The organism is Streptococcus sp. HMSC066F10 (assembly GCF_001813805.1).
GTDB classification, from domain to species: Bacteria; Bacillota; Bacilli; order Lactobacillales; family Streptococcaceae; genus Streptococcus; species Streptococcus vaginalis.
Map to the genome: position 1 here is coordinate 1 of NZ_KV813968.1, position 26,896 is coordinate 26,896.

Consider the following 26,896-nt stretch of genomic DNA (forward strand, 5'->3'; position numbering starts at 1 on the left):
TGATATCAAGGAGTTTTGTGATAAAATGTAGTTGTTCCATATGATTCTTTCTAATGATGGTTTTGTCGCTTTTCACTATAGGTCATATGGGACTTTTTTTCTACACAAAAATAGGCTCCATAAGATCTATAGGGGATTTACCCACTACAAATATTATAGAGCCAATAAATTTGCTGATTTATACAATAAATTATGCTCTGCAGAAGCTTATTTTGATTCTTATCCTAGTCAAATTGAAGAAGATGCAAAATTTGTTTCTCGAATAAAACTGTACACGACGAAAGTTGCTATTGAGATATCCGATGAAATCCTTCGACTAATTGGTCCCTTACAAAAATTCGACAAGGTTAATATCAAACGTTATTTAAAGGATGCAGAAACTATTGAAAACTATGGAAGATCTGGAAATTCTATCAGAAGAGAAATTGCCGAAAGGTGGCTAAAGGAGTAAGAAATGACAGAACTCGCTCTACAAGAGTATCAATTTGGAGACATGAAATTAATTTGGTTACGTGGAGTTGACAAGATGACAGATGCAGGCACTTTATTTGGTCCTGTACCAAAAGTTGTTTGGTCACGCTATTATCCAACAACTGAAGAAAATATGATGGTTGAATTAACCGATCCAATATTGATTCAACACAAAAATAAAAATTATTTAATTGATGCAAGTTTTAACACTGCGAAACTATCTGATAAACAAAGACGAAATTTAGGGATTTTATCTGAAAGCAGAATTGAAGAGAGCTTGGAACTTTTAGGTTTGACTCCTGAAGATATTTCTTATGTGTTGATGACTCACATGCATCACGATCACTCTGGTGGATTGACAAAATTAAATGAAAATCATCAGTTGGTTTCAACTTTTCCTAATGCTAAGATTTTTGGGGTCTTCGGAATATATAGTGGAATTACTTTCTTAATAGTTTAAAAACAACTGGTGTTTAAATCGGATTTTCTGGTGGGATGTTAGGATAATCAATAGTATTATATAAAAGTATCAATCACATACGAGTGATACTTTGGGAAAAAAATAAAATAGTCCAATTTACTTGACCGTGTACTATGGTACATGGTTTATAATATTCAGGGGGTGAAATAAGATGATTTATCGCATTAGTGAGTTTGCAGATAAATGTGGAGTTAATAAAGAAACGATCAGATATTACGAGCGAAAAAATTTATTACAAGAACCTCACCGAACGGAAGCTGGTTATCGGATATATTCATATGATGACGTTAAGCGTGTTGGGTTTATTAAACGAATACAGGAATTTGGTTTCTCTTTAAGCGAGATTTATAAATTACTTGGTGTTGTAGATAAAGATGAAGTTCGTTGTCAAGATATGTTCAAATTTGTTTCTAAAAAACAAAAGGAAGTGCAAAAACAAATAGAGGATTTAAAACGAATTGAAACTATGTTAGACGACTTAAAACAACGATGTCCAGATGAAAAGAAATTACATTCGTGTCCAATAATAGAAACATTAACATGAGAGATTAATTAACGAAAGGAGCTTTTTTATGAATAAATTTAAGGTAAACATTTCAGGAATGACTTGTACGGGTTGTGAAAAACACGTAGAATCAGCACTTGAAAAGATAGGTGCTAAAAATATTGAGTCTAGTTATCGTCGTGGTGAAGCAGTATTTGAACTGCCCGATGATATTGAGGTTGAAAGTGCAATAAAGGCGATTGATGAAGCAAATTACCAAGCCGGAGAAATTGAAGAAGTATCATCACTAGAAAACGTGGCGTTAATTAATGAAGACAATTATGACCTTCTTATTATTGGTTCTGGTGCTGCTGCCTTTTCTTCGGCAATTAAAGCTATAGAATACGGTGCAAAAGTTGGAATGATTGAGCGTGGAACGGTTGGGGGAACCTGTGTGAATATTGGCTGTGTTCCGTCAAAAACTCTTCTTAGGGCAGGGGAAATCAATCATTTATCAAAAGACAATCCGTTTATAGGTTTACAAACATCCGCTGGAGAAGTGGATTTAGCTAGTTTAATCACGCAAAAGGATAAATTGGTGAGCGAACTTCGGAATCAAAAATATATGGATTTAATTGATGAATATAATTTTGATTTAATTAAAGGTGAAGCAAAATTCGTTGATGCTAGTACGGTTGAGGTCAATGGGACAAAGTTATCTGCAAAACGCTTTTTAATTGCAACAGGTGCATCGCCTTCGTTGCCCCAAATTTCAGGACTTGAAAAAATGGACTATTTAACTAGTACAACACTTCTTGAGTTAAAGAAAATACCAAAACGATTAACTGTAATTGGTTCAGGATACATTGGAATGGAGCTTGGACAACTATTTCATCATTTAGGTTCAGAAATAACGCTTATGCAAAGAAGTGAGCGACTTTTAAAGGAGTATGATCCTGAGATTTCAGAGTCAGTTGAAAAAGCGTTAATTGAACAGGGTATAAACCTTGTCAAAGGGGCAACTTTTGAGCGTGTTGAACAAAGTGGAGAGATAAAAAGGGTTTACGTAACAGTAAATGGCAGTAGAGAAGTCATTGAATCAGATCAGTTACTTGTTGCCACTGGAAGAAAACCAAATACGGATTCTTTAAATTTAAGTGCAGCAGGTGTTGAAACTGGAAAAAATAATGAAATCCTGATCAATGATTTTGGTCAAACAAGTAATGAAAAGATTTATGCAGCAGGAGATGTGACTTTAGGACCACAATTTGTATATGTAGCAGCCTATGAAGGTGGAATTATTACTGATAATGCTATTGGTGGATTAAACAAAAAAATAGATTTATCGGTAGTTCCTGCTGTTACGTTTACGAATCCGACGGTTGCAACGGTTGGTTTAACAGAAGAACAAGCAAAAGAGAAAGGGTATGATGTGAAGACATCTGTATTACCTTTAGATGCTGTTCCAAGAGCAATTGTAAACCGTGAAACAACCGGTGTATTTAAACTAGTAGCAGATGCAGAAACACTAAAAGTATTAGGGGTTCATATTGTATCTGAAAATGCAGGAGATGTCATCTATGCAGCATCATTAGCTGTTAAATTTGGCTTAACGATAGAAGATTTAACAGAAACCCTAGCACCATATTTAACAATGGCTGAAGGGCTAAAATTAGTTGCACTTACGTTCGATAAAGATATTTCGAAATTATCTTGTTGTGCAGGCTAAGGGAACTTTTTTACAACTCCCTATTCAAGTGAACCAGCTAATGCTTTAAGGGATTTTCTAAGTGCATTTGTGGTCACAAAAATAATTTAACACTGATGATTTCGACATCAAATCTATAATTGATACCTTAACACCGCAGAGTAATAAAGGATGAATAATATGTCAGACTTATTATCCCTACCAGACATTAAAACAATAGAACCGCCACAAGAAAATGAAACCGATATGATGTTTAAAGTTGAAGCAGTCGGACCACCTGAACGTTGTCCTGAATGTGGTTTTGACAAGTTGTACAAACACAGTTCAAGAAATCAACTAATTATGGATTTGCCCATTCGTTTAAAGCGAGTGGGCTTACATTTGAACCGTAGACGATACAAGTGTCGTGAATGCGGATCTACCTTCTGGGAACGCCTAATATCTGTAGATGAAAAGCGTAGTATGACCAAAAGGCTTTTAAAGTCCATTCAAGAGCAATCCATGTCTAAGACCTTTGTAGAAGTCGCAGAAAGCGTTGGTGTTGACGAGAAAACCATTAGGAACGTTTTTAAGGACTATGTGGCACTCAAAGAACGTGAATACCAGTTTGAAACTCCTAAGTGGCTTGGGATAGACGAGATACATATTATCCGTAGACCTCGGCTTGTATTGACTAATATTGAACGCAGGACTATTTATGACATCAAGCCTAACCGTAACAAGGAAACAGTCATCCAACGTCTTTCAGAAATCAGTGACAGGACTTACATTGAGTACGTCACAATGGATATGTGGAAGCCCTACAAAGACGCAGTGAACACTATCCTTCCACAAGCTAAAGTTGTCGTAGATAAGTTTCATGTAGTTAGAATGGCTAATCAAGCCTTAGATAACGTCAGAAAGTCTTTGAAAGCCCATATGAGCCAAAAAGAAAGACGTACCCTTATGCGTGAAAGGTTTATCCTTCTAAAGCGTAAACACGATCTAAATGAACGTGAATCATTCCTCTTAGATACTTGGTTAGGTAATCTTCCTGCTTTAAAAGAAGCCTATGAACTCAAAGAAGAGTTTTACTGGATATGGGATACTCCTGATCCAGATGAAGGTCATCTTCGTTATAGTCAATGGAGACACCGTTGTATGTCCAGCAACTCTAAAGACGCATATAAAGACCTCGTGAGAGCCGTAGACAACTGGCATGTTGAAATATTCAACTACTTTGATAAAAGGCTCACTAATGCTTATACGGAGTCAATTAACAGCATTATTAGGCAGGTAGAGCGAATGGGTAGAGGTTACTCGTTTGATGCCTTACGAGCCAAAATCCTTTTCAATGAGAAGCACCATAAAAAGCGTAAGCCACGATTTAATTCAAGTGCTTTCAATAAAGCTATGTTATACGATACTTTCAATTGGTATGAAGTGAATGATCACGACATTACAGACAACTTAGGTGTCGATTTTTCCACACTTATTAAGAATTTGGAGAAGGGTGATTTATAAGCCCTTTTCCACCATAAAATCCGAATACCCGATTTTTGTAAATGATATTGAATGGTACGAGATGATGAACCCAAATAATCGGACTAAAGGGACTTATCTCAGAGAAAATTGGGAGCCTATTCAACATCAAGTGGAGACATTTACGGAATACTTAAATGTCATACCGGAAATTCAAATGGTTCATACTGGTGGTCATAGCAATGATCATAGTATCATTTTGTTGAAACAAGGAAATGAAACCATGATTCATATGGCGGACTTGCTTTTAACTCACGCGCATCGCAAGCCTGTATGGGTCGCTGCTGTAGATGATTACCCCATGCGTTCCATTATTGCAAAATAAAAATGGCTCAAAGAAGCATTTGAAAATCATTATTAATTTTTCTTTTATCATGATCAATTTTTTACTGTTGTAGAATTTGACAACGAAGGGAAAGAAATTGTTGACTATGTAAAACGGATTCGCGAATCAAGACTTCCGTTTACCGATAAACAGGATAGAAAGCCTGTTTTGTATCATTAAGATTCAAAAATTGCCTTTTGTTTTTGAAAGGTGATTTTTTGTTGCATGATTTATCAATGCGAATTAGCTAAAATTTTGGTATAATGAAGATGTTAAACTAGTGTAAGAAAGAGGTTTTCATGGCTACTATTCAATGGTTTCCGGGACACATGTCCAAGGCTCGGAGACAAGTACAAGAAAATATCAAATTTGTGGATTTTGTGACAATTTTAGTAGATGCGCGTTTGCCATTATCTAGTCAAAATCCTATGCTAACTAAAATCGTGGGCGATAAGCCCAAGCTTCTTATTTTAAATAAGACGGATTTAGCTGATTCTGATCTGACGAAAGAGTGGCGAAGATATTTTGAAAGTCAAGGTATCAAGACCTTGGCAATCAATTCTAAAGAACAATCAACTGTTAAAAAAGTCACAGAAGCAGCTAAGTCATTGATGAAAGAAAAAATTGCTCGGCAAAAAGAACGTGGGATCCAAATTGAAACATTGCGGACTATGATTATCGGCATCCCAAACGCTGGTAAATCAACCCTGATGAACCGTTTAGCTGGGAAAAAAATCGCTGTGACTGGAAATAAACCGGGTGTTACCAAGGGGCAGCAGTGGCTCAAATCTAATAGGGACTTGGAAATTTTAGATACTCCAGGGATTCTCTGGCCTAAGTTTGAAGATGAAAAAGTTGCTTTGAAACTCGCTTTAACAGGAGCGATTAAAGACGATTTGCTTCCAATGGATGAGGTTACTATTTTTGGAATCAATTATTTCAAAGAACATTATCCAAAGGAACTTCAAGAACGGTTCAAGCAAATGGACTTGGAAGAAGAAGCACCGGAAATCATTATAGATATGACACAAAAATTGGGTTTTCGAGATGATTATGATCGTTTTTATCGTCTTTTTATTAAAGACATTCGTGACGGTAAATTGGGACGTTATACTTTAGATACTTTAGGTGAGATACATGGCAACGATTAAAGAGATTCAAGAAATCTTATCTGAAATAACAAACATAGAGAGTCCTGTTTTTGAGCAATTTCGAGATGATAGTCGAGCTGGTGTCCACAAGCTCATTGTGAAACGTAAAAAACAAATTCAAGCTGAATTGGACGAATACCGTCGTTTGGAGCAAATGTTACGATATGAAAAGGAGCTTTATGCTACTGGTTGCCAATATATCGCTGGGATTGATGAGGTTGGGCGTGGCCCCTTAGCAGGTCCTGTTGTGGCAGCGGCAGTTATTTTACCTAAAAACTGTAAAATCAAAGGTCTCAACGATAGCAAGAAAGTTCCCAAGAAAAAGCACAAAGAAATCTATCAAGAAGTGCTCAAACAAGCAATTTCAGTTGGTATTGGTATCAAGGATAATCAAGTTATTGATGAAGTGAATATCTATGAAGCGACGAAATTAGCTATGCTAGAGGCGGTGGGAAATCTTGAAGTTGCTCCGCAACATCTCTTGATTGATGCTATGCAGTTAGATGTTCAAGTTCCGCAAACGTCTATTATCAAAGGAGACGCCAATTCGCTGTCTATTGCGGCCGCTTCAATCGTAGCCAAGGTGACTAGAGATCGCATGATGACAAATTATGAGCTAACTTATCCAGGTTATGACTTTGCACACAATGTTGGTTATGGAACCCAGCATCATTTAGAAGGATTGAAACGAAAGGGAATCACTCCTATTCATCGGACAACCTTTGAACCAATTAAATCCATGCTTGAAGAAGTCGAGGACAAGAGATGATTATTACTAAAGTTTTAAATAATAATGTGGTCATTTCTGAAGAAAACCACCAAGAAGTAGTGTTGATGGGACGTGGACTGGCTTTTGGATGTAAAGAAGGAGATGATATTCGGGATAATCTGATTGAGAAAAAATATGTTTTGTCAGAAAACAAGCGTGAATTATTGTTAGAATTACCTGCTGACATCATAGAAATGGCTGATAAAATTATCACTTACGCACATGCAAAAATAAATAAAAAATTGCAAGATGGTGCTTTTTTAGCGATGGCTGACCACCTGTATGGTGTGGTTTTACGTATCCAAGATCATTTCTTTATGAAAAATTTCCTCATGTGGGACATTAAGCGATTTTTTCCTGACGAATTTGAAGTTGGCAAGTATGCCAATCAATTGTTGGGTGACTATTTAGGGCAAGATTTACCTTTGGACGAAGCAGGTTTTATGGCTTTGACCATTGTCAATGCTGAATTAGATAATGGCAATGTAGCCGCTCAAGATTTGACGCAACTAATGGAAGAAATCATGACAATCGTCAAATACAGCTTAAAGATCTCATTAGATGACGAGGATATTTATGTTCAACGCTTTATTACGCATCTGAAATTTTTTTGCGAACGTGTTTTAACGGACACTGGACATCAAGAGTTAGACGACAATGACATGTTTGATTTACTGAAAATCAAGTATCCGTCAGCTTATGAAACGACAACAAAGATTACCCAATATCTCAAGCAGACGCGCAATTATCAGACGTCTGATGATGAACAAATGTATCTAACCATTCACTTATCAAGAATGAAAAGAGAAGTCAATGAAAACTGAATATGAAAAAATGATTGCAGGAGAATTATACAATCCGCAAGATCCCGAATTACGAAAATTGGTAACACGTTCTCGTCAATTTCAATACGCATTTAATGCAGAACAGGACGGTAAAAAAAGAAGTAAACTCGTAAAAGAATGGTTCGGCTCAACTGGTGAGAACATTTCGATGAAACCAAACTTTGTCTGCGATTATGGTATCAACATTCACTTAGGAGAAAATTTCTATTCTAATTGGAATTTGACCATGCTTGATGTTTGTCCAATTACTATTGGAAAAAATGCATTGTTTGGACCAAATTGTCAACTTCTGACCCCTCTCCACCCTTTAGATGTACAAGAACGCATATCAGGTATAGAATACGGTGCACCAATTACCATTGGCGATAATTTCTGGGCGGGTGGCGGTGTAACGATTTTGCCTGGAGTAACATTAGGAGACAATGTCGTCGTTGGAGCGGGATCGGTTGTCACCAAATCTTATGGTGATAATGTTGTTTTGGCTGGAAACCCAGCTCGAATTATTAAAGAATTAGATAAAATGTGAAAAGCGAGAAATTCTCGTTTTTTTAATTCCTTTTACGAATAATATAAGTGAAGTGTAATTAAAAAGTAAAAGGAATGATAAAATGGATAATTTTGATATCTATAAATTAAAAGAAGCTGGCTTGACCAATCAGCAGGTCATCAATGTTCTCTCGTATGCTGAGATACAAGAAAAAGAATTATCAGTAAAAGATATGGCAGTTGTGTCGGAATGCCGTAATCCAGCTCTTTTCATTGAAAAATATCTGCAGCTAGATGATGATTTGTTATGTCAAGAATTTGAAAAATTTCCGTCTTTTTCTATCTTGGATGATGTGTATCCTTGGGATTTGAGTGAAATTTATAATCCACCCGTTCTTCTTTTTTATAAAGGTAATTTGGATTTGCTAAAATTACCTAAAGTAGCTGTTGTAGGAAGTCGGAATAGTAGCCGAGTAGGCAGTCAATCCGTTCAAAAGATTATTAAAGAGCTAAACAATGAATTGGTTATCGTGAGTGGTTTAGCACGCGGAATTGATACCTCGGCTCACATGGCAGCATTGCAAAATGGTGGTCGAACAATTGCAGTTATCGGAACGGGTCTAGACGTTTTTTATCCAAGGGCGAATAAAAAACTCCAATCGTATTTGGGAGAACATCATCTAGTACTTAGTGAATATAGTTCTGAAGCAGAGCCATTAAAATTTCATTTTCCAGAGCGTAATCGGATTATAGCAGGATTGTGCAGAGGGGTTATTGTTGCTGATGCCAAAATGCGCTCAGGCAGCCTTATTACTTGTGAGCGAGCAATGGAAGAAGGGCGAGATGTATTTGCTATTCCAGGGTCCATTTTAGATGGAAGAAGTGATGGCTGTCATCATTTGATTCAGGAGGGAGCGAAATGCATCACATCAGGGGCTGACGTACTTTCTGAATTCCAATTTTAAAACAAGTTCTCCTATAAGAGAATGCTACTAGTTGACATCTTGAAACAAATAGTTTAAACTCTATGAGGTTTATTACTTTTAGAAGGTGTTTAGATTGGCAACAAAAACAAAGAAAAAAATAACAGCTAAAAAAAATCTGGTGATTGTAGAGTCGCCAGCTAAGGCAAAAACAATTGAAAAATATTTAGGGCGGAACTACAAAGTTTTAGCCAGCGTTGGACATATTCGCGATTTGAAAAAGTCTACCATGTCCATCGATTTTGAAAACAACTATGAGCCAGAATATATCAATATTCGCGGGAAAGGGCCTCTTATCAATGATTTGAAAAAAGAAGCTAAAAAAGCGAAACAAGTCTATCTTGCAAGTGACCCGGACCGTGAAGGAGAAGCTATTTCTTGGCATTTGGCTCATATCTTAAATCTGGACGAGACAGATAAAAATCGTGTTGTTTTCAACGAAATCACGAAAGATGCAGTAAAAAATGCTTTTAAAGAACCGCGCCAGATTGACATGGATTTGGTAGATGCTCAACAAGCGCGTCGTGTCCTTGACCGTATTGTGGGGTACTCTATCTCTCCAATTCTCTGGAAAAAAGTCAAAAAGGGATTGTCAGCTGGACGTGTGCAATCTGTTGCCTTGAAACTCATCATTGACCGTGAAAATGAAATCAATGCTTTTAAGCCGAAAGAGTATTGGACGATTGACGGAACTTTCAAAAAAGGAACTCGTCAATTTCAAGCCAGCTTTTATGGCATGAATGGCAAGAAGATGAAGCTTGCTACCAACGATGATGTAAAAAATGTTCTTTCTCATATTGAAGGTGATGAATTTACTGTCGAAAGCGTTGAGAAAAAGGAACGCAAGCGCAATGCTCCGCTGCCTTATACCACATCATCTATGCAGCAGGACGCTGCCAATAAAATTAATTTCCGAACTCGTAAGACGATGATGGTTGCTCAGCAGCTTTATGAAGGAATTAATATCGGATCTGGTGTGCAAGGTTTGATTACCTATATGCGTACAGATTCCACTCGAATTAGTCCGGTAGCTCAAAATGAAGCTGCAACCTTCATTACAGATCGTTTTGGTGAGAAATATTCTAAACACGGCAGTAGAGTCCGAAATGCTTCTGGCGCACAAGACGCCCATGAAGCGATTCGTCCTTCAAGTGTATTTAATACACCTGACAATATCGCAAAATATCTAGATAAAGATCAATTGAAATTGTATACGTTGATTTGGAATCGTTTCGTGGCGAGTCAAATGACTGCTGCGGTATTTGACACGATGAGTGTGAAGTTAGAGCAAAATGGTGTTCAATTTGCTGCAAATGGTAGTCAGGTTAAATTTGATGGTTATCTAGCTATTTATAACGACTCTGATAAAAACAAAATGCTGCCAGACATGAAAAAAGGTGATTTGGTTAAGCGTATCAACACCAATCCTGAGCAGCATTTTACTCAACCACCAGCACGTTATTCAGAAGCAACTTTAATTAAGACCTTGGAGGAGAATGGCGTTGGGCGTCCGTCAACTTATGCACCAACAATTGAAACTATTCAAAAACGCTACTATGTCAAATTAGTTTCTAAGCGCTTTGAGCCAACTGAACTGGGAGAAATCGTGAACTCTCTGATTGTTGAATTCTTCCCAGATATTGTCAATGTGAAGTTTACCGCTGATATGGAAGCTAAGCTAGATGATGTCGAAGTAGGAAAAGAGCAATGGCAAAAGGTCATTGATGAATTTTATAAGCCATTTGAAAAAGAAGTTGCAAAAGCAGAAACTGAAATGGAGAAAATTCAAATTAAAGACGAACCGGCTGGTTTTGATTGCGAAGTTTGTGGAAGTCCTATGGTTATCAAGTTAGGCCGCTATGGTAAATTCTATGCATGTAGCAATTTTCCTGACTGTCGTCATACTCAAGCGATTGTCAAAGAAATCGGTGTAGAGTGTCCTAAGTGTCACAAAGGGCAAATCATTGAGCGCAAAACCAAACGCAATCGCCTTTTCTATGGCTGCAATCGCTACCCAGATTGTGACTTTACTTCTTGGGATAAACCGGTTGGTCGCTCTTGTCCGAAATGCGGTCAGTATCTTGTAGAAAAGAAAGTTCGTGGTGGAGGCAAGCAAGTTGTCTGCAGCAATGGGGATTACGAAGAAGAAAAAGTAAAATAAGTTAAAGATGTTTACGTAATTTATTTTATGTAAACTTTCTTTATATATAGCAAAGGAAACTGTATGAAAGAGAAATTTGATGAATTTTTAAAGATTGCAAAGGAATTGAACGGAATTGGAATCACTCCCTTGCTTATGGGTTCACTAGGGCTTGAACAGGTAACTGGCCACGACTGGCAAGCACGAGATATTGATATCCATGTTCCAGGAGATCCTAGGGGATGGGACGCACCTGATGAGGTACGAATTTATGATTTTAAAAAGATTGAAACGATTATGAACCGGCTTGACTACCAATTAGTAGATTTGCACGAGCACGAATTTCAAAAAGGAAATCTATCGGTTGAGTTTGGTAGCATGAATACTTTGGAAAACTTTGCTGGGATTCCTTTAGATGAATTGGTAAAACATGAAACAGCAGGGGTAGTTTATTTTCTTCCTGATGCTGAACAATATCTTAAGATTTACACAGCATCTTCGCAAGATTCCTATCGAAATGACCAAAATAATGATAAGGATTTTGTTAAAATTGCTTATCTGGAAAAAATGTTAAAGAAATAGATACATGACCAATCATTATATTCTTTACACCAATGTTTGAGGATGGATACTAATAAGTTAGTGTATTTGCGTTCTAGAAAGTCTCACTCGTCAGTAGGGGCTTTTTCTGTTATAATGGTTAAGAATAATTAGAAAGATTTGTGGGAGTCTCCTCCCAAAGAGGTATTTGTTTCATGTCTCAATCTTATATCAATGTCATAGGAGCTGGTCTGGCTGGCAGCGAAGCAGCTTATCAAATTGCTAAACGCGGTATTCCTGTTAAGCTGTATGAAATGCGAGGAGTGAAATCTACTCCGCAACATAAGACTAGTGATTTTGCAGAGCTAGTCTGCTCGAATTCTCTACGGGGGGATTCGCTAACGAATGCGGTTGGTTTGTTAAAAGAAGAAATGCGCCGTTTGGATTCAATCATTATGCGAGCAGCAGAAGCTACGCGTGTACCGGCCGGAGGAGCGTTAGCAGTTGACCGTGACGGTTTTTCACAAATGGTGACTGATGAGGTGACAAACCATCCTTTAATCGAAGTTATTCGTGAGGAAATCACCAAAATTCCTGATGATACGATTACTGTTATTGCGACGGGACCTTTGACAAGTGATACACTTGCTGAAAAGATTCACGCGCTAAATGGTGGAGCTGGATTTTACTTTTATGATGCAGCAGCACCGATTGTAGATGTCAATACAATTGACATGGAGAAAGTTTACCTCAAATCTCGCTATGACAAGGGAGAGGCTGCTTATCTCAATGCTCCTATGACTAAGAATGAGTTTATGGCTTTTCATGACGCTTTGGTAAATGCCGAGGAAGCACCGTTAAATAGCTTTGAAAAAGAAAAATACTTTGAAGGCTGTATGCCGATTGAGGTGATAGCAAAAAGAGGAATAAAAACCATGCTCTACGGTCCTATGAAGCCAGTTGGTTTGGAATACCCAGATGACTATAAAGGACCTCGTGACGGTGGATTTAAGACACCTTATGCAGTCGTTCAGCTTCGTCAAGACAATGCAGCTGGAAGCCTTTATAATATTGTTGGTTTCCAAACACATCTAAAATGGGGTGAACAGAAGCGCGTTTTTCGGATGATTCCGGGATTAGAAAATGCAGAATTTGTTCGCTATGGAGTTATGCACCGCAATTCTTACATGGATTCACCAAATCTCCTGACACAGACGTTCCAGTCTAAAAAACAAGAGAATATCTTCTTTGCAGGTCAGATGACCGGTGTAGAAGGGTATGTAGAATCCGCTGCATCTGGGCTGGTAGCCGGTATCAATGCAACTAGACTTTTCAATGGAGAAGAAGCTCTGGTCTTTCCAGAAACAACTGCTATTGGAAGCTTACCTCATTATATCACGCATGCTGATAGCAAACATTTCCAGCCAATGAATGTCAATTTTGGAATTATCAAGGAGTTGGACGGTCCACGCATTCGAGACAAAAAAGAACGCTATGAAAAAATAGCAAAACGAGCGCTACAAGCTATCAAAAATTATCAAAATCTCTAGTTTTCTTTTGGAAAAGATAGAAATAATGATGATTTGTTATAAAAGTATTAAAAAGTTAGGAATTCCCTAACTTTTTTGTATATTTTATGATATAATAAATAAAAATTTTGAAAATAGAAAGTTTTCTGATAATGAATCAATCCTATTTTTACCTTGAAGTAAGGGAACATGCATTAGAAGTGCCTTATAGCAAACAAAAGCGTCGTGTTCGAGTGCTACTTCCTAGAAATTATGAGCAAGATACTCAGAAATCCTATCCTGTAGTTTATTTTCACGACGGTCAAAATATCCTTTATAGTAAAGAGTCTTTTAGTGGACATTCTTGGAAAATCATTCCAACGATTAAGAGAAATCCCGATATTGAAAAAATGATTGTGGTGGCGATTGACAATGACGGTTTTAATCGAATGAATGAGTATTCTGCATGGAAATATCAAGAATCAACTATTCCAGGTATGCAATTTGGCGGCAAGGGGACAGAATATGCGGAGTTTGTCATGGAAGTTGTAAAACCCTTTGTTGACGAGTATTATCGTACCAAGTCAGACCGAGCGCACACGGCTATGGTTGGTTCTTCTTTAGGCGGAAACATTACACAGTTTATGGGAATTGAATACCAAGAGCAAATTGGCTGCTTGGGTGTTTTCTCATCTGCAAACTGGCTGCATCAGGAAGCGTTCAATCGTTATATAGAACGCCATAACTTATTAGCAGATCAGCGTATTTATATTTATGTTGGAACAGAAGAAGCAGATGACACCGATAAAACCTTGATGGCTGGCAATATCAAGCAAGCTTACATTGATTCGTCATTAACCTACTTTCGTCAGTTAATTGCGGGCGGTTTAGATTTGGAAAATCTATTGTTTCATATTCAAGCTGGGGCAGAACACAATGAAATGGCTTGGGCTGAGCATTTACCTGATTGTCTTCGCTTCTTTAGTGAAAAATGGTAAATAAATTAATTAAGAATATGAGGAGAGAATTTATATGCATGTTGAATTTTTAAGTCATTGGAGTGGTCATTTAAATCGTGAAATGTATGTGAATCGTTACGGGCACGCTGGAATGCCTGTAGTCGTTTTTGCTTCATCAGGAGGCAGTCACAATGAATATGCAGATTTTGGTATGATTGAGGCTTGTTCATGGTTTATCGAAACAGGAAAAATTCAATTCTTCACTTTGAGTAGTGTAGATAGTGAAAGCTGGCTGGCTGATTGGAAAGCTCCTCACGACCGCGCGGAAATGCACCGAGCTTATGAGCGCTATGTCATTGAGGAAGCCATTCCTTTTATCAAGCATAAAACAGGTTGGTTTGATCCAATGATGACGACAGGTTGTTCTATGGGAGCCTATCACGCTGTTAATTTCTTTCTCCAGCACCCCGATGTCTTTAACAAGGTCATCGCCCTCAGCGGAGTTTACGATGCCCGCTTCTTTGTCGGTGATTGTTTAGATGATGAAGCAATTTATCAAAATTCACCAGCAGATTACATTTGGAATCAAAACGATGGTTGGTTTATTGACCGCTATCGCAATGCTGATATCATTGTCTGTACAGGACTTGGTGCATGGGAACAGGACGGACTGCCTTCTTTCTACACCTTAAAAGAAGCCTTTGAACATAAGAACATTCCAGCATGGTTTGCTGAATGGGAATATGATGTTTCGCATGACTGGATTTGGTGGCGCAAGCAAATGCCTTATTTTCTCAATCAATTAAACCTATGATTAGAAAGGAAACACTATTATGAACTATATCGTTATTTCACCTTATTATCCGCAAAATTTTCAACAATTTACTGTTGAACTTGCAAATAAAGGAATTACTGTTTTGGGCATCGGGCAAGAACCTTATGATCAACTAGATCAACCGTTGAAAAATGCTTTAACAGAATATTTTCGTGTGGAAAATTTAGAAAATCTTGATGAAGTGAAACGTGCTGTAGCCTTCCTTTTTTACAAGCACGGACCAATTGACCGCATTGAGTCACACAATGAATATTGGTTGGAGCAAGACGCAAAATTGCGTGAACAATTTAATGTTGTAGGACCAAAGCCAAAAGACTTGAAAAAGACAAAATTTAAGTCTGAAATGAAGAAACTCTTTAAAAAGGCTGGAGTTCCTGTCGTTCCTGGTCAAATTGTAAAAACCTTGCAGGCAGTTGACATGGCTGTCAGTAAAATTGGACTTCCGATGATTGCGAAGCCAGACAATGGAGTTGGCGCAGCAGGAACTTATAAACTTGAAACTACTGAAGATGTTGAACAATTTAAACAAGAGTGGGATAAGCAAACCGTTTATTTCTTTGAAAAATTCGTTGACTCTGAACAAATTTGTACGTTTGACGGATTACTGGATTCAAAGGGAAATATTGTGTTTTCAACAACTTTCGACTATGCTTATACTCCTTTAGACTTAGTTTTGAATCATTATGAAAACTCATATTATATTATAAAAGACATGGATCCCAAGTTACGTCAATATGGGGAAGCTATCATTAAAGCGTTTGGCATGAAAGAACGCTTCTTTCATATTGAATTTTTCCGTGACGGAGATGATTATATTGCCATAGAATACAATAATCGTCCAGCAGGTGCTTTTACGATTGATTTGTATAACTTTGCTCACTCCATTGACCTTTATCGTGGATATGCAGATATTGTGAATGGCGAACCTTTCCCACAACCTCAAGTCGAAGCACAATATGGCTTGGTTACTTCACGCCGTTCAACCTCAAATTATGTGTATTCAGAAGAAGAATTGCGTGCAAAGTACGGCGATAAATTAAAAGCAGTCAAAATCATGCCAAAGGCATTTGCAGACTTACAAGGAGATGTTCATTATATTTTGACAACACCAAGTTGTTCGGAAATCGATCGAATGATAGAGGATTTTGGGAAAAAGTAGAAAAATCTATTTGTGAAATTTTTATTTAGTCAATTCAAATCAGCTTGCCAGCAAGGTTAGCTGATTTTTCTTTGTGAAATTGTTCAAGCATAAATTTTGACAGTATTTTTTAGTTTGGATAGAATGAAATTATAGAATTACACTCATAGAAAGGCTCGACTATGTCAACTTTAGATAAAAATCTTATGCTAGAGATGTTTCGTAAAATGGAAGAGATCCGTCGGATGGACTTAAAAATTGCCCAACTCGTAAAAAAGGGGAAAGTTCCAGGAATGACTCACTTTTCTGTTGGAGAAGAAGCAGCTAGCGTTGGAGCTATGCTGGCCCTCAATCCTGATGATTTGATTACTTCTAACCACCGTGGTCATGGTCAGGCGATTGCCAAAGGAATTGATCTGAACGGCATGATGGCAGAAATCATGGGCAAATATAACGGAACCTGCAAAGGAAAAGGTGGCTCCATGCACATTGCTGATTTGGATGCCGGAAACTTAGGAGCAAATGGTATTGTTGGCGGAGGCATGGGAATTGCAGTCGGTGCCGCCCTCACTCAGCAAATGCACCAAACAGATAAAATCGTGGTTTGCTTCTTTGGTGACGGAGCAACGAACGAAGGTATTTTTCATGAAGCGGTTAATATGGCTTCTATTTGGAATTTGCCAGTGATTTTCTATTGTATCAATAATGGATATGGTATTTCTGCGGATATTAAGAAAATGACCAATATAGAGCACATTCATGAGCGGAGTGCTGCCTATGGTATTCCTGGCATCTTTATCCCAGACGGGAACAACGTTATTGAGGTCTATGAAGGTTTTCAAAAAGCTGTTAAATACGTTCGAAGTGGTAAAGGGCCTGTCTTGATTGAAAGTGTTACTTATCGCTGGTTAGGACATTCTTCTTCTGATCCTGGTAAGTATCGAACGCGCAAAGAAGTAGAGGAGTGGAAGAAAAAAGACCCAATCGAAACTCTTCGTAAATACTTGCTAGCAAATCAGATTGCAAGCGACGAAGAGTTAGAAGCTATCCAAGCAGAGGTTAAAGAAGCAGTGGAAGCATCTGTAAAATTTGCAGAGGAAAGTCCATTCCCACCGCTTGAGTCAGCTTTTGAAGATATTTACGCGGACTAAGAGAGGAGATAAAATGGAAACAAAAACAATGTCCTTCCGTGATACCATTATCCTTGCTATGTCTGAGGAAATGCGTCACGATGAAAATGTGTTGTTAATGGGAGAAGATGTCGGTATTTTCGGAGGAGATTTCGGAACATCTGTCGGAATGTTAGAAGAATTCGGTCCAGAACGAGTACGTGATTGTCCAATTTCTGAAGCAGCTATTTCAGGAGCTGCAGCAGGATCGGCCATGACTGGACTACGCCCAATTGTAGATATGACTTTTATGGATTTTTCTGTCATTGCCATGGATGCAATTGTCAACCAAGCTGCTAAAACGCGTTATATGTTCGGTGGTAAAGGTCAGGTTCCGATGACAATTCGCTGCGCAGCTGGAAATGGTGTCGGATCAGCTGCTCAACACTCACAATCTTTGGAATCTTGGTTTACCCACATTCCAGGTTTAAAGGTCGTGGCACCTGGCACTCCTGCGGATATGAAAGGGTTGCTAAAATCTTCTATCCGCGACAACAATCCTGTTATTATTCTTGAGTACAAGTCAGAATTCAACCAAAAAGGCGAAGTTCCGCTTGATCCTGATTATACAATCCCTCTCGGTGTTGGTGACATCAAAAAAGAGGGAACGGACGTGACAGTTGTGACCTATGGAAAAATGCTCCGTAGGGTTATGCAAGCAGCTGAAGAATTGGTAGAAGAAGGCATTTCAGTAGAAGTGGTTGATCCTCGTACCTTGGTGCCTCTGGACAAGGATATCATTATCAACTCAGTCAAAAAAACAGGAAAAGTCGTTCTAGTCAATGATGCCCACAAAACTAGTGGTTATATCGGTGAAATTTCTGCTATCATTTCCGAATCAGAAGCATTTGACTATTTGGATGCACCAATTCGCCGTTGTGCTGGCGAAGATGTTCCTATGCCTTATGCTCAGAATCTTGAAAATGCTATGATTCCGACAGTTGAAAGTATCAAAGAGGTTATCCGTAAGACTTACAATAAAGAATAAAACTGAAATTGATATTGGCTACAACATTTATACATAACCAAAATTATGTAAAAACAAAAACAGTTCAAGATTAAAGAACAATCAATAAAAAAGAAATAGGAGAAGCTATGACTGATGATAAGTTAAGAGCGACCCCTGCTGCTAGAAAATTAGCAGATGATTTGGGTATCAATCTCTATGACGTATCTGGTACTGGCGCAAAGGGACGCATTCACAAAGAAGATATTGAAAGTTATCGAGAATTCAATATTGTGAAAATTACGCCCCTTGCAAAACGTATTGCAGAAGAAAATAACATCGCTTGGCAGGAAATCCAAGGGACAGGCGTGCACGGCAGGATTATGAAAAAGGATATTCTGGATTTGCTGCCTGAAAATGTTGACTCAGACAGTATCAAGTCTCCGGCTCAAATTGAGAAAGCGGAAGAAATACCTGACAACACCACTCCTTATGGAGAAATTAAGCGCCTTCCAATGACGCCAATGCGGAAGGTCATTGCTAAACGAATGGTGGATTCTTATCTGACAGCACCAACTTTCACTCTCAATTATGATGTAGATATGACAGAGTTGCTGGCGCTGCGCAAGAGGGTTTTAGAGACAATTATGGAAGCGACAGGAAAGAAAATGACGGTTACGGATTTACTTTCTATGGCAGTTGTTAAAATCTTAATGAAGCACCCTTATCTCAATTCGTCTCTGACAGAAGATGGGCAAACCATTATCATGCATAAGTATGTCAATCTGGCTATGGCTGTTGGTATGGATAACGGGCTTATGACACCAGTGGTTTACAATGCCGAAAAAATGAGTCTGTCTGAGTTAGTTGTTGCTTTTAAGGATGTGATTGGTCGGACTTTAGACGGGAAATTAGCCCCAAGTGAGCTGCAAAACTCAACTTTTACGATTAGCAATCTAGGAATGTTTGGTGTTCAATCCTTCGGACCAATTATCAATCAGCCTAATTCGGCGATTTTGGGAGTTAGTTCAACCGTTGAAAAACCAGTCGTAGTAAACGGAGAAATTGTGATTCGACCAATTATGAGTCTTGGATTAACCATCGATCACCGAGTCGTGAACGGTATGGCAGGTGCTAAATTCATGAAAGACCTAAAAGAACTGATTGAAGACCCAATTTCAATGTTGGTATAAGAGAAAGTTTAAATGAGAGGAAAATAAAAACATGGCCTTAGAAGTAATTATGCCAAAAGCCGGCGTTGATATGACAGAAGGACAGATTGTTCAATGGAATAAAAAAGTTGGCGAATTTGTAAAAGAAGGAGAAATCCTTCTAGAAATCATGACAGATAAAGTCAGCATGGAGTTAGAAGCAGAGGAAGACGGCTACTTGATTGCTATCTTAAAAGGAGACGGTGAGATTGTTCCTGTAACGGAAGTTATCGGTTATCTGGGCGAAGAAGGAGAAAATATTCCGACTACTGTGGCTGCTTCAGATGCTAGTTCAACACCAACTGCAACCACAACTTCTAACGACGATAATAAGAGTGATGACGCTTATGATATTGTGGTTATTGGTGGCGGACCAGCTGGCTATGTGGCAGCGATTAAAGCAGCTCAATTAGGAGGCAAGATTGCCCTTGTTGAAAAATCTGAACTAGGTGGAACCTGCCTCAACCGTGGCTGTATCCCGACTAAGACCTATCTTCACAATGCAGAAATTATTGAAAGCCTAGACCATGCAGCAAACCGCGGAATTATCATTGAAAATCCAAGCTTTACCGTCAATATGGATAAAGTTCTGGAAACCAAAAACAAGGTTGTCAACACACTTGTCGGAGGTGTTGCAGGTCTGCTTCGCAGCTATGATGTTGATGTTCACAAAGGAATTGGTACCATTACCAAAGATAAGAATGTCTTAGTGAACGGTTCTGAACTTCTTGAAACCAAGAAAATTATCTTAGCTGGTGGATCAAAAGTCAGCAAGATTAACGTTCCAGGTATGGAATTACCACTTGTCATGACTAGCGATGATATCCTGGGTATGAAGGAAGTTCCAGAAAGTTTAGTAATCATCGGTGGTGGCGTTGTTGGTATTGAGCTAGGACAGGCTTTCATGACCTTTGGCAGTAAGGTGACGGTTGTCGAAATGATGAATCGGATTGTTCCAGCTATGGATGCAGAAGTCTCTAAGAACCTTCGGCTCATTCTTGAACGCAAGGGCATGACCATTTTGACAGAGACCAAGTTGGAAGAAATTATCGAAGAAAATGGCAAGCTCTGCATCAAAGTTGCAGGAAAGGAAGATATCATAGCTGATAAAGCTTTGCTTTCTATCGGACGCGTGCCTGATTTGGAGGGAATTGGCGAGGTTGACTTTGAACTAGACCGCGGTCGTATCAAGGTCAATGAATATATGGAAACTTCTGTTTCAGGAATTTACGCACCCGGAGACATTAACGGTACCAAGATGTTGGCGCATGCAGCTTTTCGTATGGGAGAAGTAGCTGCAGAGAATGCTCTCAAAGGCAATCATGTAGTTGCTAAATTAAATCTAACTCCAGCAGCCATCTACACTTTGCCAGAAGTTGCAGCAGTCGGTCTGACAGAAGAACAAGCTTGCGAAAAATACGATGTAGCTATCGGCAAATTCAACTTCGCAGCAAACGGACGAGCAATTGCATCTGATGCTGCTCAAGGATTTGTCAAAGTGATTGCTGATAAGAAATACGGAGAAGTTCTCGGTGTTCACATCATCGGTCCCGCTGCAGCCGAGTTAATCAATGAAGCCTCTACTATCATCGAAATGGAAATCACGGTGGAAGAAATGCTCAAGACCATTCACGGTCATCCGACATTCTCAGAAGTTATGTACGAAGCATTTGCAGACGTACTCGGCATGGCTATCCATGCCCCTAAGAAAAGATAAGAGACACTATGAAATACATTATCAATAATAGTAACGATACAGCTTTTAATATCGCTCTTGAGGAATATGCTTTCAAGCATCTCCTTGATGAAGATATGATTTTCTTGCTTTGGATCAATAAACCCTCTATCATTGTCGGACGTCATCAGAATACCGTGGAGGAAATCAATCGAGATTTTGTACGTGAAAATGGCATTGAGGTTGTTCGTCGTATCAGTGGAGGCGGAGCTGTCTATCATGACTATAACAATCTTAACTACACCATTATTTCCAAAGAATCTGAGAACAAAGCCTTTGATTTTAAGAGCTTCTCTATTCCGGTCATCAAGACCTTGGAAGCATTAGGTGTAAAAGCCGAATTTACAGGGCGCAACGATTTGGAAATTGACAGTAAAAAGTTCTGTGGCAATGCTCAGGCCTACATCAATGGTCGAATCATGCACCACGGCTGCCTGCTTTTTGACGTAGAATTATCCGTCTTAGCGAATGCCTTAAAAGTTTCCAAGGACAAGTTCGAGTCCAAAGGTGTTAAGTCTGTTCGAGCTCGTGTAACCAATATCATTGATGAATTGCCTGAAAAGATTACTGTCGAGCAATTTCGCGACCTCCTGCTAGACTATATGAAGAAAGAATATCCAGAAATGACAGAATATGTCTTCTCCGATAATGAACTAGCTGAAATCAACCATATCAAGGAAACTAAATTTGCTACTTGGGATTGGAACTATGGCAAATCGCCAGAGTACAATGTTCATCGTAGTACCAAATTTACTAGCGGTAAAGTGGAAATCTTTGCCAATGTTGTTCAGTCAAAAATCGAAAACATCAAAATTTACGGAGATTTCTTTGGAATCGAAGATGTAGCAGCAGTAGAAGAAGTCCTCAAGGGTGTTAAATATGAAAGAGAAGATGTTTTAAATGCTCTTGAAAACCTGGATATTTCTCGCTATTTCGCTGGAATTAGCCAAGAAGAAATTGCAGAAGCAGTGGTTGGCTAAATCACAAGACTATAACAAAATAAAAACATTCTTACATTTATTTAACTAAGGATGTTTTTTCTATAGTTTGAAGAAGTTGGTTATCAGAATGTTCAGATGCTTCTGGGATACACCACAGCCAATAATCGCTTGAAGAATATCCGCTTTGGAGCAAGTTCCTTATTATCGAACCCTACAGAAATTATTGGATAGATTTTTTATAAAGAGGACGAAACATCATAGCAAATGCGAGGTTTTCCTTCATTATTATATTGACAAGCAACTAGAAAAGTACTAGACTAAAGTTAGAAATACATCATAAAATGTCACAAAAATCTGTCAGACTTCTTCGTTTTAGAAAGGATGGTTACTATGGCTAAATTAGATGGAAAAGTTGCTTTGATTACTGGAGCGGCTCTCGGTCTGGGTCAGGGCATTGCCTCAGTCTATGCTAAATATGGCGCCAAGCTCTGCCTTTTTGATCGAGACCCTCAAGTAGAAGCAACTGCTCAAGAACTTCGTGACAGCTATCAAATAGATATTATCAGCTATATCGGTGATGTCAGTCGTCTAGAAGATTTGGAAGCGGCTGTCTCTCAGACTATCCAAGCCTTTGGGCATCTTGATATTGCCTGCTGTAATGCTGGTATCTGCAAGCTGGCGCCCTTTGAAGAAATGACAGACCAGATACGGGATCAACATATTAATGTCAATATCAAGGGCGTTTGGAACACTTGTCAGGCAACCATCAAGCCCATGTTGAAACAGAGAGCAGGCGCTATCGTCATCGCATCATCTGTGACAGGCGGATTTGGTTGCTGATGCTGGAGAAGCAGCTTACGCGATGACCAAGGCAGCTCTGGTCGGCTTAACCAAGGCCTTGGCAGTAGAATATGCCGATCGCAATATCCGGGTTAACTGCAGCCAGCTAGGCTATGCTCGGACACCGATGGTCGAAAAAATGGCCCTGGAATCCAACCCAGAACATCCAGAAGTTCCTATTCAAGATATTGCGGCCGCTGTTCCAATGAAAAGATTAGCTAAACCGCAAGAAGTAGGGGAACTCTTTGCCTTTTTAGGTAGTGATGAATCCTCCTATCTTACAGGATCTCAAATTGTCATTGACGGCGGTAGTACCCTACCAGAAACTATGAGCATGGGCACAAACTAGCAGCATTTAGCTCAATTCAAATAAAAAATTTGCATACCTTAAATTATGCAAATTTTTTATTTTATAAGTTATCCAATGCATTTTTTTGTTCGTCATTAACAATATGGGTGTAGAGGTCTGTAACTTGAGTGCTGGAATGTCCTAGCTGATGACTGACCAAAACTTGAGATTTAGTAGCATCATAAAGTCGAGTAGCCAGCGTATGGCGGAGTTTGTGAGGTGTCACTCGAACTTTGAAATCTTCAGAATACTTAGCAACCATCTTTTCTACACTAGAAGCATCAATCCGGTTAGGAACACCTCTATATTCTGTCAAAAAGAGGGCAGTGTCTGATTTTTCCGCTTTGTAACGTTTAGAGCGAACCTCCAGATACCTTTCCAAATAAGCTTTGGCAAAAGCTGCAACATTGACAGAATCTCTTTTCCCGCCCTTACGAGTAACTTCAATGACCATCATTTTAAGATTTAGGTCTTTCAAATCAAGATTTACTGCCTCGGATAGACGAACACCAGATGCAAGAAGCAGTGCTATGATTGCCAAATCTCGCTCTTTATTTTTGTCAAAAGAGGAGAGAGCCCGATTTGATAAATTTTTAGGGTATTCTTCATCAATATAATTCAAAAATTGTTCAGTTTCTTCGCCCAAAAAGAGTTTTTGTTTGATGTTTTCAGCGCGCGCGGCTAAAGTCTCTCTCTTTTTCTTAGTAGACACTTTTTTCATGACATTACGATAGAAATAAGGTTCCCCATTCTCATTTTCCACCTCTTCAGTTAAATATTTATAAAGGCTAGAGAGAGCAGAAAGAGTGCGATTAATGGTGGTTTGCGATACTCCGTTCTGTGTAGTATTAACATTAAGCAATGGACGCTCCCGTAAGTAAAGAATAAACGCTTCCATATCTTTTTTAGTCATATTTTCCAATACTGACAGAGGAATTTCTGAAATCTGCGGCCCATCATCAATTCCAGAGTCTAAAATCCAATGAAAAAAGCGATCATATTCTTTGAGATATTCATATAAGGTTGTAAAACTGTATGGAACAGTCAATTTAGACTGATAGTATTCCAAAACGTACCAAGGCATGATGGCCTTTAGTTTTTCAATTCTTTCTAACAATATTTCGCGTTTCATTAAGATATTCTCCATCATTTTCTATAAATAGAAGTATAGCACACTCCTGTATTTTTTTCAAGAAAATTATAGTTTTTCGGAAAGATGTATGTAAGAGTCTATTGAAAGATTCGTTTCTTTACTTTGAAATAGATAATACACAATACAAAATAAGATCGGTTGGAATCACTGAATTTTATACAACTGATCTTATTATATTATCAATATCGTTATATCGTTATCGTTTTGAATATCGTTTTGAATATCTTGGTTTTGTTTTTTTATATGTTCTAGTTCAGTAAGTATTTTGCCATATTTCATAAAAACAATTCGGTTGGCGTAAGCTGATACCTTGCTATCATGAGTGACTAAAACAATAGTCACACCTTTTTTGTTGATTTCTTTAAAACTTTCCATCACTTTCTGGCTGATTTTTGAGTTTAAAGCACCTGTAGGTTCATCAGCAAATAAAAGTTCTGGTTGATTTATCATAGCACAACGCACGACAGATACCTGCGCGTTGTAATTGTTCTCCTGAAATTTCTCGAATACACGTTTATCATCAAATGTCAATAGTTTTTCAAAAAAATAAAACAGCCCACCAAATTGAACTGCTTTATTCCAATCATCATTTACTACAAAATATGTTTATTTTCGTTTTTTCTTAGCCTTTTTCATTTTATTTGCCATACGTTTCATGGCTTGTTTGGTTGCAAATTCGCCAATTTTTCCTTTAAGTCCGCCACCAAACATCTGGCTCATATCAGGATTACCAGCTCCCCCTAAAGCGGACATGTCCATATTTTGAAGGGCTGACATATCCATACCGTTCATATTTGGCATATTTTTCGGTAAATTATTAGGATTGAGCCCCATTTGCTTCATCATCTTATTCATATCGCCAGACATGACACCTTGCATGACGGATTTTGCTTGGTTAAAGTCCTTAATAAACTTATTCACTTCGACAAAGCTATTACCAGAACCTGCAGCAATCCGACGGCGACGACTTGGATTAAGAAGGTCGGGATTTTCCCGTTCGACAGGTGTCATAGATGATACAATGGCACGTTTACGAGCAATTTCGTTTTCATCTACCTTAAAATTCTTCATCGCAGGGTTGTTAGCCATGCCAGGAATCATCTTTAGCAAGTCTTCCATTGGTCCCATGTTTTGCACTTGATCTAGCTGGTCGATGAAATCATTGAAATCAAAAGTGTTTTCTCGCATTTTTTCAGCCATCTCAAGTGATTTCTGTTCATCGTATTCCTGAGAAGCTTTTTCAATCAAGGTCAGCATATCTCCCATGCCCAAAATGCGGCTAGACATCCGATCTGGGTGGAAAGTTTCAATATCGGTAATCTTTTCTCCAGTACCAGTGAACTTAATTGGCTTGCCAGTGATTTGCCGGACAGATAAGGCTGCACCGCCACGTGTATCGCCATCAATCTTAGTCAGAATAACCCCAGTTACTTCCAACTGAGCATTGAATTCGCGAGCTACATTCGCGGCTTCTTGACCAATCATTGCGTCTACGACCAGGAGGATTTCATTTGGTTGAGCTAGTGCTTTGACATCGCGCAGCTCATTCATGAGTTTTTCGTCAATTTGTAAACGACCTGCCGTATCAATCAAGACATAGTCGTTGTGATTAGCTTTGGCTTGCTCCAGGCCTTGACGAACAATCTCTACTGCTGGTACTTCTGTGCCTAATGAAAAGACTGGTACATCGATTTGCTGACCTAGAGTTTTAAGTTGATCAATGGCTGCTGGACGATAAATATCAGCAGCTATCATCAAAGGACGAGCGCCTTCTTCCTTCTTGAGTTTATTGGCCAACTTTCCGGCAAACGTAGTCTTACCAGCACCTTGAAGACCGACCATCATGATAATAGTCGGGATTTTTGGAGATTTGATAATTTCTGCCGTATCAGAACCCAAGACAGTGGTCAATTCCTCATCAACAATCTTGATAATCTGCTGAGCAGGATTTAACGTATCAATAACTTCATGTCCGACAGCACGTTCACGAACTTTCTTGATAAAGTCTTTAACAACTGGCAAAGCTACATCGGCTTCCAAGAGTGCCAAACGAATCTCTTTGGTCGCTTCTTGAACATCACTCTCTGAAATTTTGCCCTTGCGACGCAGATTTTTAAAAACGTTCTGTAAACGTTCAGTTAAACTTTCAAATGCCATAAAATGTATTTCTCCTAGTTATTGTTATTGATGTTTGGATATTTTTGAGCT

22 protein-coding genes and 4 pseudogenes are annotated in these 26,896 nt (G+C 38.6%); 23 read left to right on the forward strand and 3 right to left on the reverse strand.

The window, feature by feature from the left end:
• Positions 1-163: 163 nt before the first annotated feature.
• The 23 genes and pseudogenes from HMPREF2933_RS03690 to ucpA form a co-directional block, all read left to right on the forward strand.
• Positions 164-451 (forward strand): annotated as a pseudogene (locus tag HMPREF2933_RS03690) (acyl-CoA dehydrogenase); the annotation flags it as partial.
• 3 nt (positions 452-454) lie between these two features.
• Positions 455-886, forward strand: a pseudogene (locus tag HMPREF2933_RS03695) (MBL fold metallo-hydrolase); the annotation flags it as partial.
• A 217-nt stretch (positions 887-1,103) separates the two neighbouring features.
• Positions 1,104-1,496: an Hg(II)-responsive transcriptional regulator gene (gene merR / locus HMPREF2933_RS03700; RefSeq protein ID WP_024051520.1), complete on the forward strand. Its 393-nt coding sequence runs from the start codon at positions 1,104-1,106 to the stop codon at positions 1,494-1,496.
• 28 nt (positions 1,497-1,524) lie between these two features.
• Positions 1,525-3,165, forward strand: a complete 1,641-nt coding sequence (gene merA, locus HMPREF2933_RS03705; RefSeq protein ID WP_001031938.1) for a mercury(II) reductase — start codon at positions 1,525-1,527, stop codon at positions 3,163-3,165.
• A gap of 159 nt (positions 3,166-3,324) precedes the next feature.
• A complete protein-coding gene (locus HMPREF2933_RS03710; protein ID WP_024051522.1) occupies positions 3,325-4,647 on the forward strand; it encodes an ISL3 family transposase in 1,323 nt (440 codons plus the stop codon).
• 31 nt (positions 4,648-4,678) lie between these two features.
• Positions 4,679-5,170, forward strand: a pseudogene (locus tag HMPREF2933_RS03715) (MBL fold metallo-hydrolase); the annotation flags it as partial.
• Positions 5,171-5,289: 119 nt separating this feature from the next.
• The gene (gene ylqF, locus HMPREF2933_RS03720; protein WP_024051524.1) at positions 5,290-6,141 is read left to right on the forward strand and encodes a ribosome biogenesis GTPase YlqF; all 852 of its coding nucleotides are present in this window, start codon (positions 5,290-5,292) and stop codon (positions 6,139-6,141) included.
• Entirely contained in the window at positions 6,128-6,910 is a 783-nt protein-coding gene (locus HMPREF2933_RS03725; RefSeq protein ID WP_024051525.1) for a ribonuclease HII, read from the forward strand. The genes ylqF and HMPREF2933_RS03725 overlap by 14 nt, the downstream gene beginning before the upstream one ends.
• Complete coding sequence (locus HMPREF2933_RS03730) at positions 6,907-7,734, forward strand: PRD domain-containing protein (protein WP_024051526.1); 828 nt, start codon at positions 6,907-6,909, stop codon at positions 7,732-7,734. The genes HMPREF2933_RS03725 and HMPREF2933_RS03730 overlap by 4 nt, the downstream gene beginning before the upstream one ends.
• Complete coding sequence (locus tag HMPREF2933_RS03735) at positions 7,724-8,281, forward strand: sugar O-acetyltransferase (protein WP_024051527.1); 558 nt, start codon at positions 7,724-7,726, stop codon at positions 8,279-8,281. The genes HMPREF2933_RS03730 and HMPREF2933_RS03735 overlap by 11 nt, the downstream gene beginning before the upstream one ends.
• An 82-nt stretch (positions 8,282-8,363) precedes the next feature.
• Positions 8,364-9,206, forward strand: coding sequence for a DNA-processing protein DprA (gene dprA, locus HMPREF2933_RS03740; RefSeq protein WP_024051528.1), 843 nt, complete (start codon positions 8,364-8,366; stop codon positions 9,204-9,206).
• An 85-nt stretch (positions 9,207-9,291) separates the two neighbouring features.
• The gene (gene topA, locus HMPREF2933_RS03745) at positions 9,292-11,385 is read left to right on the forward strand and encodes a type I DNA topoisomerase (RefSeq protein WP_024051529.1); all 2,094 of its coding nucleotides are present in this window, start codon (positions 9,292-9,294) and stop codon (positions 11,383-11,385) included.
• A 63-nt stretch (positions 11,386-11,448) separates the two neighbouring features.
• Positions 11,449-11,946 (forward strand): phosphoribosylanthranilate isomerase, encoded by a 498-nt coding sequence (locus HMPREF2933_RS03750; protein WP_024051530.1) that lies wholly within the window; start codon positions 11,449-11,451, stop codon positions 11,944-11,946.
• Positions 11,947-12,119: 173 nt separating this feature from the next.
• On the forward strand, positions 12,120-13,454 hold the full coding sequence (gene trmFO / locus HMPREF2933_RS03755; protein WP_024051531.1) for a methylenetetrahydrofolate--tRNA-(uracil(54)-C(5))-methyltransferase (FADH(2)-oxidizing) TrmFO: 1,335 nt from the start codon (positions 12,120-12,122) through the stop codon (positions 13,452-13,454).
• A gap of 131 nt (positions 13,455-13,585) precedes the next feature.
• A complete protein-coding gene (locus HMPREF2933_RS03760; protein ID WP_024051532.1) occupies positions 13,586-14,410 on the forward strand; it encodes an alpha/beta hydrolase in 825 nt (274 codons plus the stop codon).
• Between the two features lie 34 nt (positions 14,411-14,444).
• Positions 14,445-15,185, forward strand: a complete 741-nt coding sequence (locus HMPREF2933_RS03765) for an esterase family protein (RefSeq protein ID WP_070241694.1) — start codon at positions 14,445-14,447, stop codon at positions 15,183-15,185.
• A gap of 19 nt (positions 15,186-15,204) precedes the next feature.
• Complete coding sequence (locus HMPREF2933_RS03770) at positions 15,205-16,365, forward strand: ATP-grasp domain-containing protein (protein WP_070241692.1); 1,161 nt, start codon at positions 15,205-15,207, stop codon at positions 16,363-16,365.
• Between the two features lie 161 nt (positions 16,366-16,526).
• Positions 16,527-17,495, forward strand: a complete 969-nt coding sequence (locus HMPREF2933_RS03775; RefSeq protein ID WP_024051535.1) for a thiamine pyrophosphate-dependent dehydrogenase E1 component subunit alpha — start codon at positions 16,527-16,529, stop codon at positions 17,493-17,495.
• 13 nt (positions 17,496-17,508) lie between these two features.
• Positions 17,509-18,501, forward strand: coding sequence for an alpha-ketoacid dehydrogenase subunit beta (locus tag HMPREF2933_RS03780; protein WP_024051536.1), 993 nt, complete (start codon positions 17,509-17,511; stop codon positions 18,499-18,501).
• Between the two features lie 107 nt (positions 18,502-18,608).
• On the forward strand, positions 18,609-19,652 hold the full coding sequence (locus HMPREF2933_RS03785; RefSeq protein ID WP_070241691.1) for a dihydrolipoamide acetyltransferase: 1,044 nt from the start codon (positions 18,609-18,611) through the stop codon (positions 19,650-19,652).
• Positions 19,653-19,683: 31 nt separating this feature from the next.
• Positions 19,684-21,387, forward strand: a complete 1,704-nt coding sequence (lpdA, locus tag HMPREF2933_RS03790; protein WP_024051538.1) for a dihydrolipoyl dehydrogenase — start codon at positions 19,684-19,686, stop codon at positions 21,385-21,387.
• Positions 21,388-21,395: 8 nt separating this feature from the next.
• Entirely contained in the window at positions 21,396-22,385 is a 990-nt protein-coding gene (locus HMPREF2933_RS03795) for a lipoate--protein ligase (RefSeq protein WP_024051539.1), read from the forward strand.
• Positions 22,386-22,736: 351 nt separating this feature from the next.
• A pseudogene (ucpA, locus tag HMPREF2933_RS10595) lies at positions 22,737-23,535 on the forward strand (SDR family oxidoreductase UcpA).
• 61 nt (positions 23,536-23,596) lie between these two features.
• Here the strand turns inward: ucpA and xerS are convergent.
• The 3 genes from xerS to ffh all read right to left on the reverse strand — a co-directional run bounded on the left by xerS (position 23,597) and on the right by ffh (position 26,845).
• Positions 23,597-24,667: a tyrosine recombinase XerS gene (gene xerS / locus HMPREF2933_RS03805; protein WP_024051542.1), complete on the reverse strand. Its 1,071-nt coding sequence runs from the start codon at positions 24,665-24,667 to the stop codon at positions 23,597-23,599.
• 192 nt (positions 24,668-24,859) lie between these two features.
• Positions 24,860-25,219: a hypothetical protein gene (locus HMPREF2933_RS10085; protein WP_070672501.1), complete on the reverse strand. Its 360-nt coding sequence runs from the start codon at positions 25,217-25,219 to the stop codon at positions 24,860-24,862.
• 75 nt (positions 25,220-25,294) lie between these two features.
• Positions 25,295-26,845, reverse strand: a complete 1,551-nt coding sequence (gene ffh / locus HMPREF2933_RS03815) for a signal recognition particle protein (protein ID WP_024051544.1) — start codon at positions 26,843-26,845, stop codon at positions 25,295-25,297.
• Positions 26,846-26,896: the final 51 nt, after the last annotated feature.

What these genes read in the sequence shown, in the direction of transcription:
- merR (WP_024051520.1), top strand. Translation starts at nt 1,104, where the DNA reads ATGATTTATCGCATTAGTGAGTTTGCAGATAAATGTGGAGTTAATAAA.
- merA (WP_001031938.1), top strand. Translation starts at nt 1,525, where the DNA reads ATGAATAAATTTAAGGTAAACATTTCAGGAATGACTTGTACGGGTTGT.
- HMPREF2933_RS03710 (WP_024051522.1), top strand. Translation starts at nt 3,325, where the DNA reads ATGTCAGACTTATTATCCCTACCAGACATTAAAACAATAGAACCGCCA.
- ylqF (WP_024051524.1), top strand. Translation starts at nt 5,290, where the DNA reads ATGGCTACTATTCAATGGTTTCCGGGACACATGTCCAAGGCTCGGAGA.
- HMPREF2933_RS03725 (WP_024051525.1), top strand. Translation starts at nt 6,128, where the DNA reads ATGGCAACGATTAAAGAGATTCAAGAAATCTTATCTGAAATAACAAAC.
- HMPREF2933_RS03730 (WP_024051526.1), top strand. Translation starts at nt 6,907, where the DNA reads ATGATTATTACTAAAGTTTTAAATAATAATGTGGTCATTTCTGAAGAA.
- HMPREF2933_RS03735 (WP_024051527.1), top strand. Translation starts at nt 7,724, where the DNA reads ATGAAAACTGAATATGAAAAAATGATTGCAGGAGAATTATACAATCCG.
- dprA (WP_024051528.1), top strand. Translation starts at nt 8,364, where the DNA reads ATGGATAATTTTGATATCTATAAATTAAAAGAAGCTGGCTTGACCAAT.
- HMPREF2933_RS03750 (WP_024051530.1), top strand. Translation starts at nt 11,449, where the DNA reads ATGAAAGAGAAATTTGATGAATTTTTAAAGATTGCAAAGGAATTGAAC.
- trmFO (WP_024051531.1), top strand. Translation starts at nt 12,120, where the DNA reads ATGTCTCAATCTTATATCAATGTCATAGGAGCTGGTCTGGCTGGCAGC.
- HMPREF2933_RS03760 (WP_024051532.1), top strand. Translation starts at nt 13,586, where the DNA reads ATGAATCAATCCTATTTTTACCTTGAAGTAAGGGAACATGCATTAGAA.
- HMPREF2933_RS03765 (WP_070241694.1), top strand. Translation starts at nt 14,445, where the DNA reads ATGCATGTTGAATTTTTAAGTCATTGGAGTGGTCATTTAAATCGTGAA.
- HMPREF2933_RS03770 (WP_070241692.1), top strand. Translation starts at nt 15,205, where the DNA reads ATGAACTATATCGTTATTTCACCTTATTATCCGCAAAATTTTCAACAA.
- HMPREF2933_RS03775 (WP_024051535.1), top strand. Translation starts at nt 16,527, where the DNA reads ATGTCAACTTTAGATAAAAATCTTATGCTAGAGATGTTTCGTAAAATG.
- HMPREF2933_RS03780 (WP_024051536.1), top strand. Translation starts at nt 17,509, where the DNA reads ATGGAAACAAAAACAATGTCCTTCCGTGATACCATTATCCTTGCTATG.
- HMPREF2933_RS03785 (WP_070241691.1), top strand. Translation starts at nt 18,609, where the DNA reads ATGACTGATGATAAGTTAAGAGCGACCCCTGCTGCTAGAAAATTAGCA.
- lpdA (WP_024051538.1), top strand. Translation starts at nt 19,684, where the DNA reads ATGGCCTTAGAAGTAATTATGCCAAAAGCCGGCGTTGATATGACAGAA.
- HMPREF2933_RS03795 (WP_024051539.1), top strand. Translation starts at nt 21,396, where the DNA reads ATGAAATACATTATCAATAATAGTAACGATACAGCTTTTAATATCGCT.
- xerS (WP_024051542.1), bottom strand. Translation starts at nt 24,667, where the DNA reads ATGAAACGCGAAATATTGTTAGAAAGAATTGAAAAACTAAAGGCCATC.
- ffh (WP_024051544.1), bottom strand. Translation starts at nt 26,845, where the DNA reads ATGGCATTTGAAAGTTTAACTGAACGTTTACAGAACGTTTTTAAAAAT.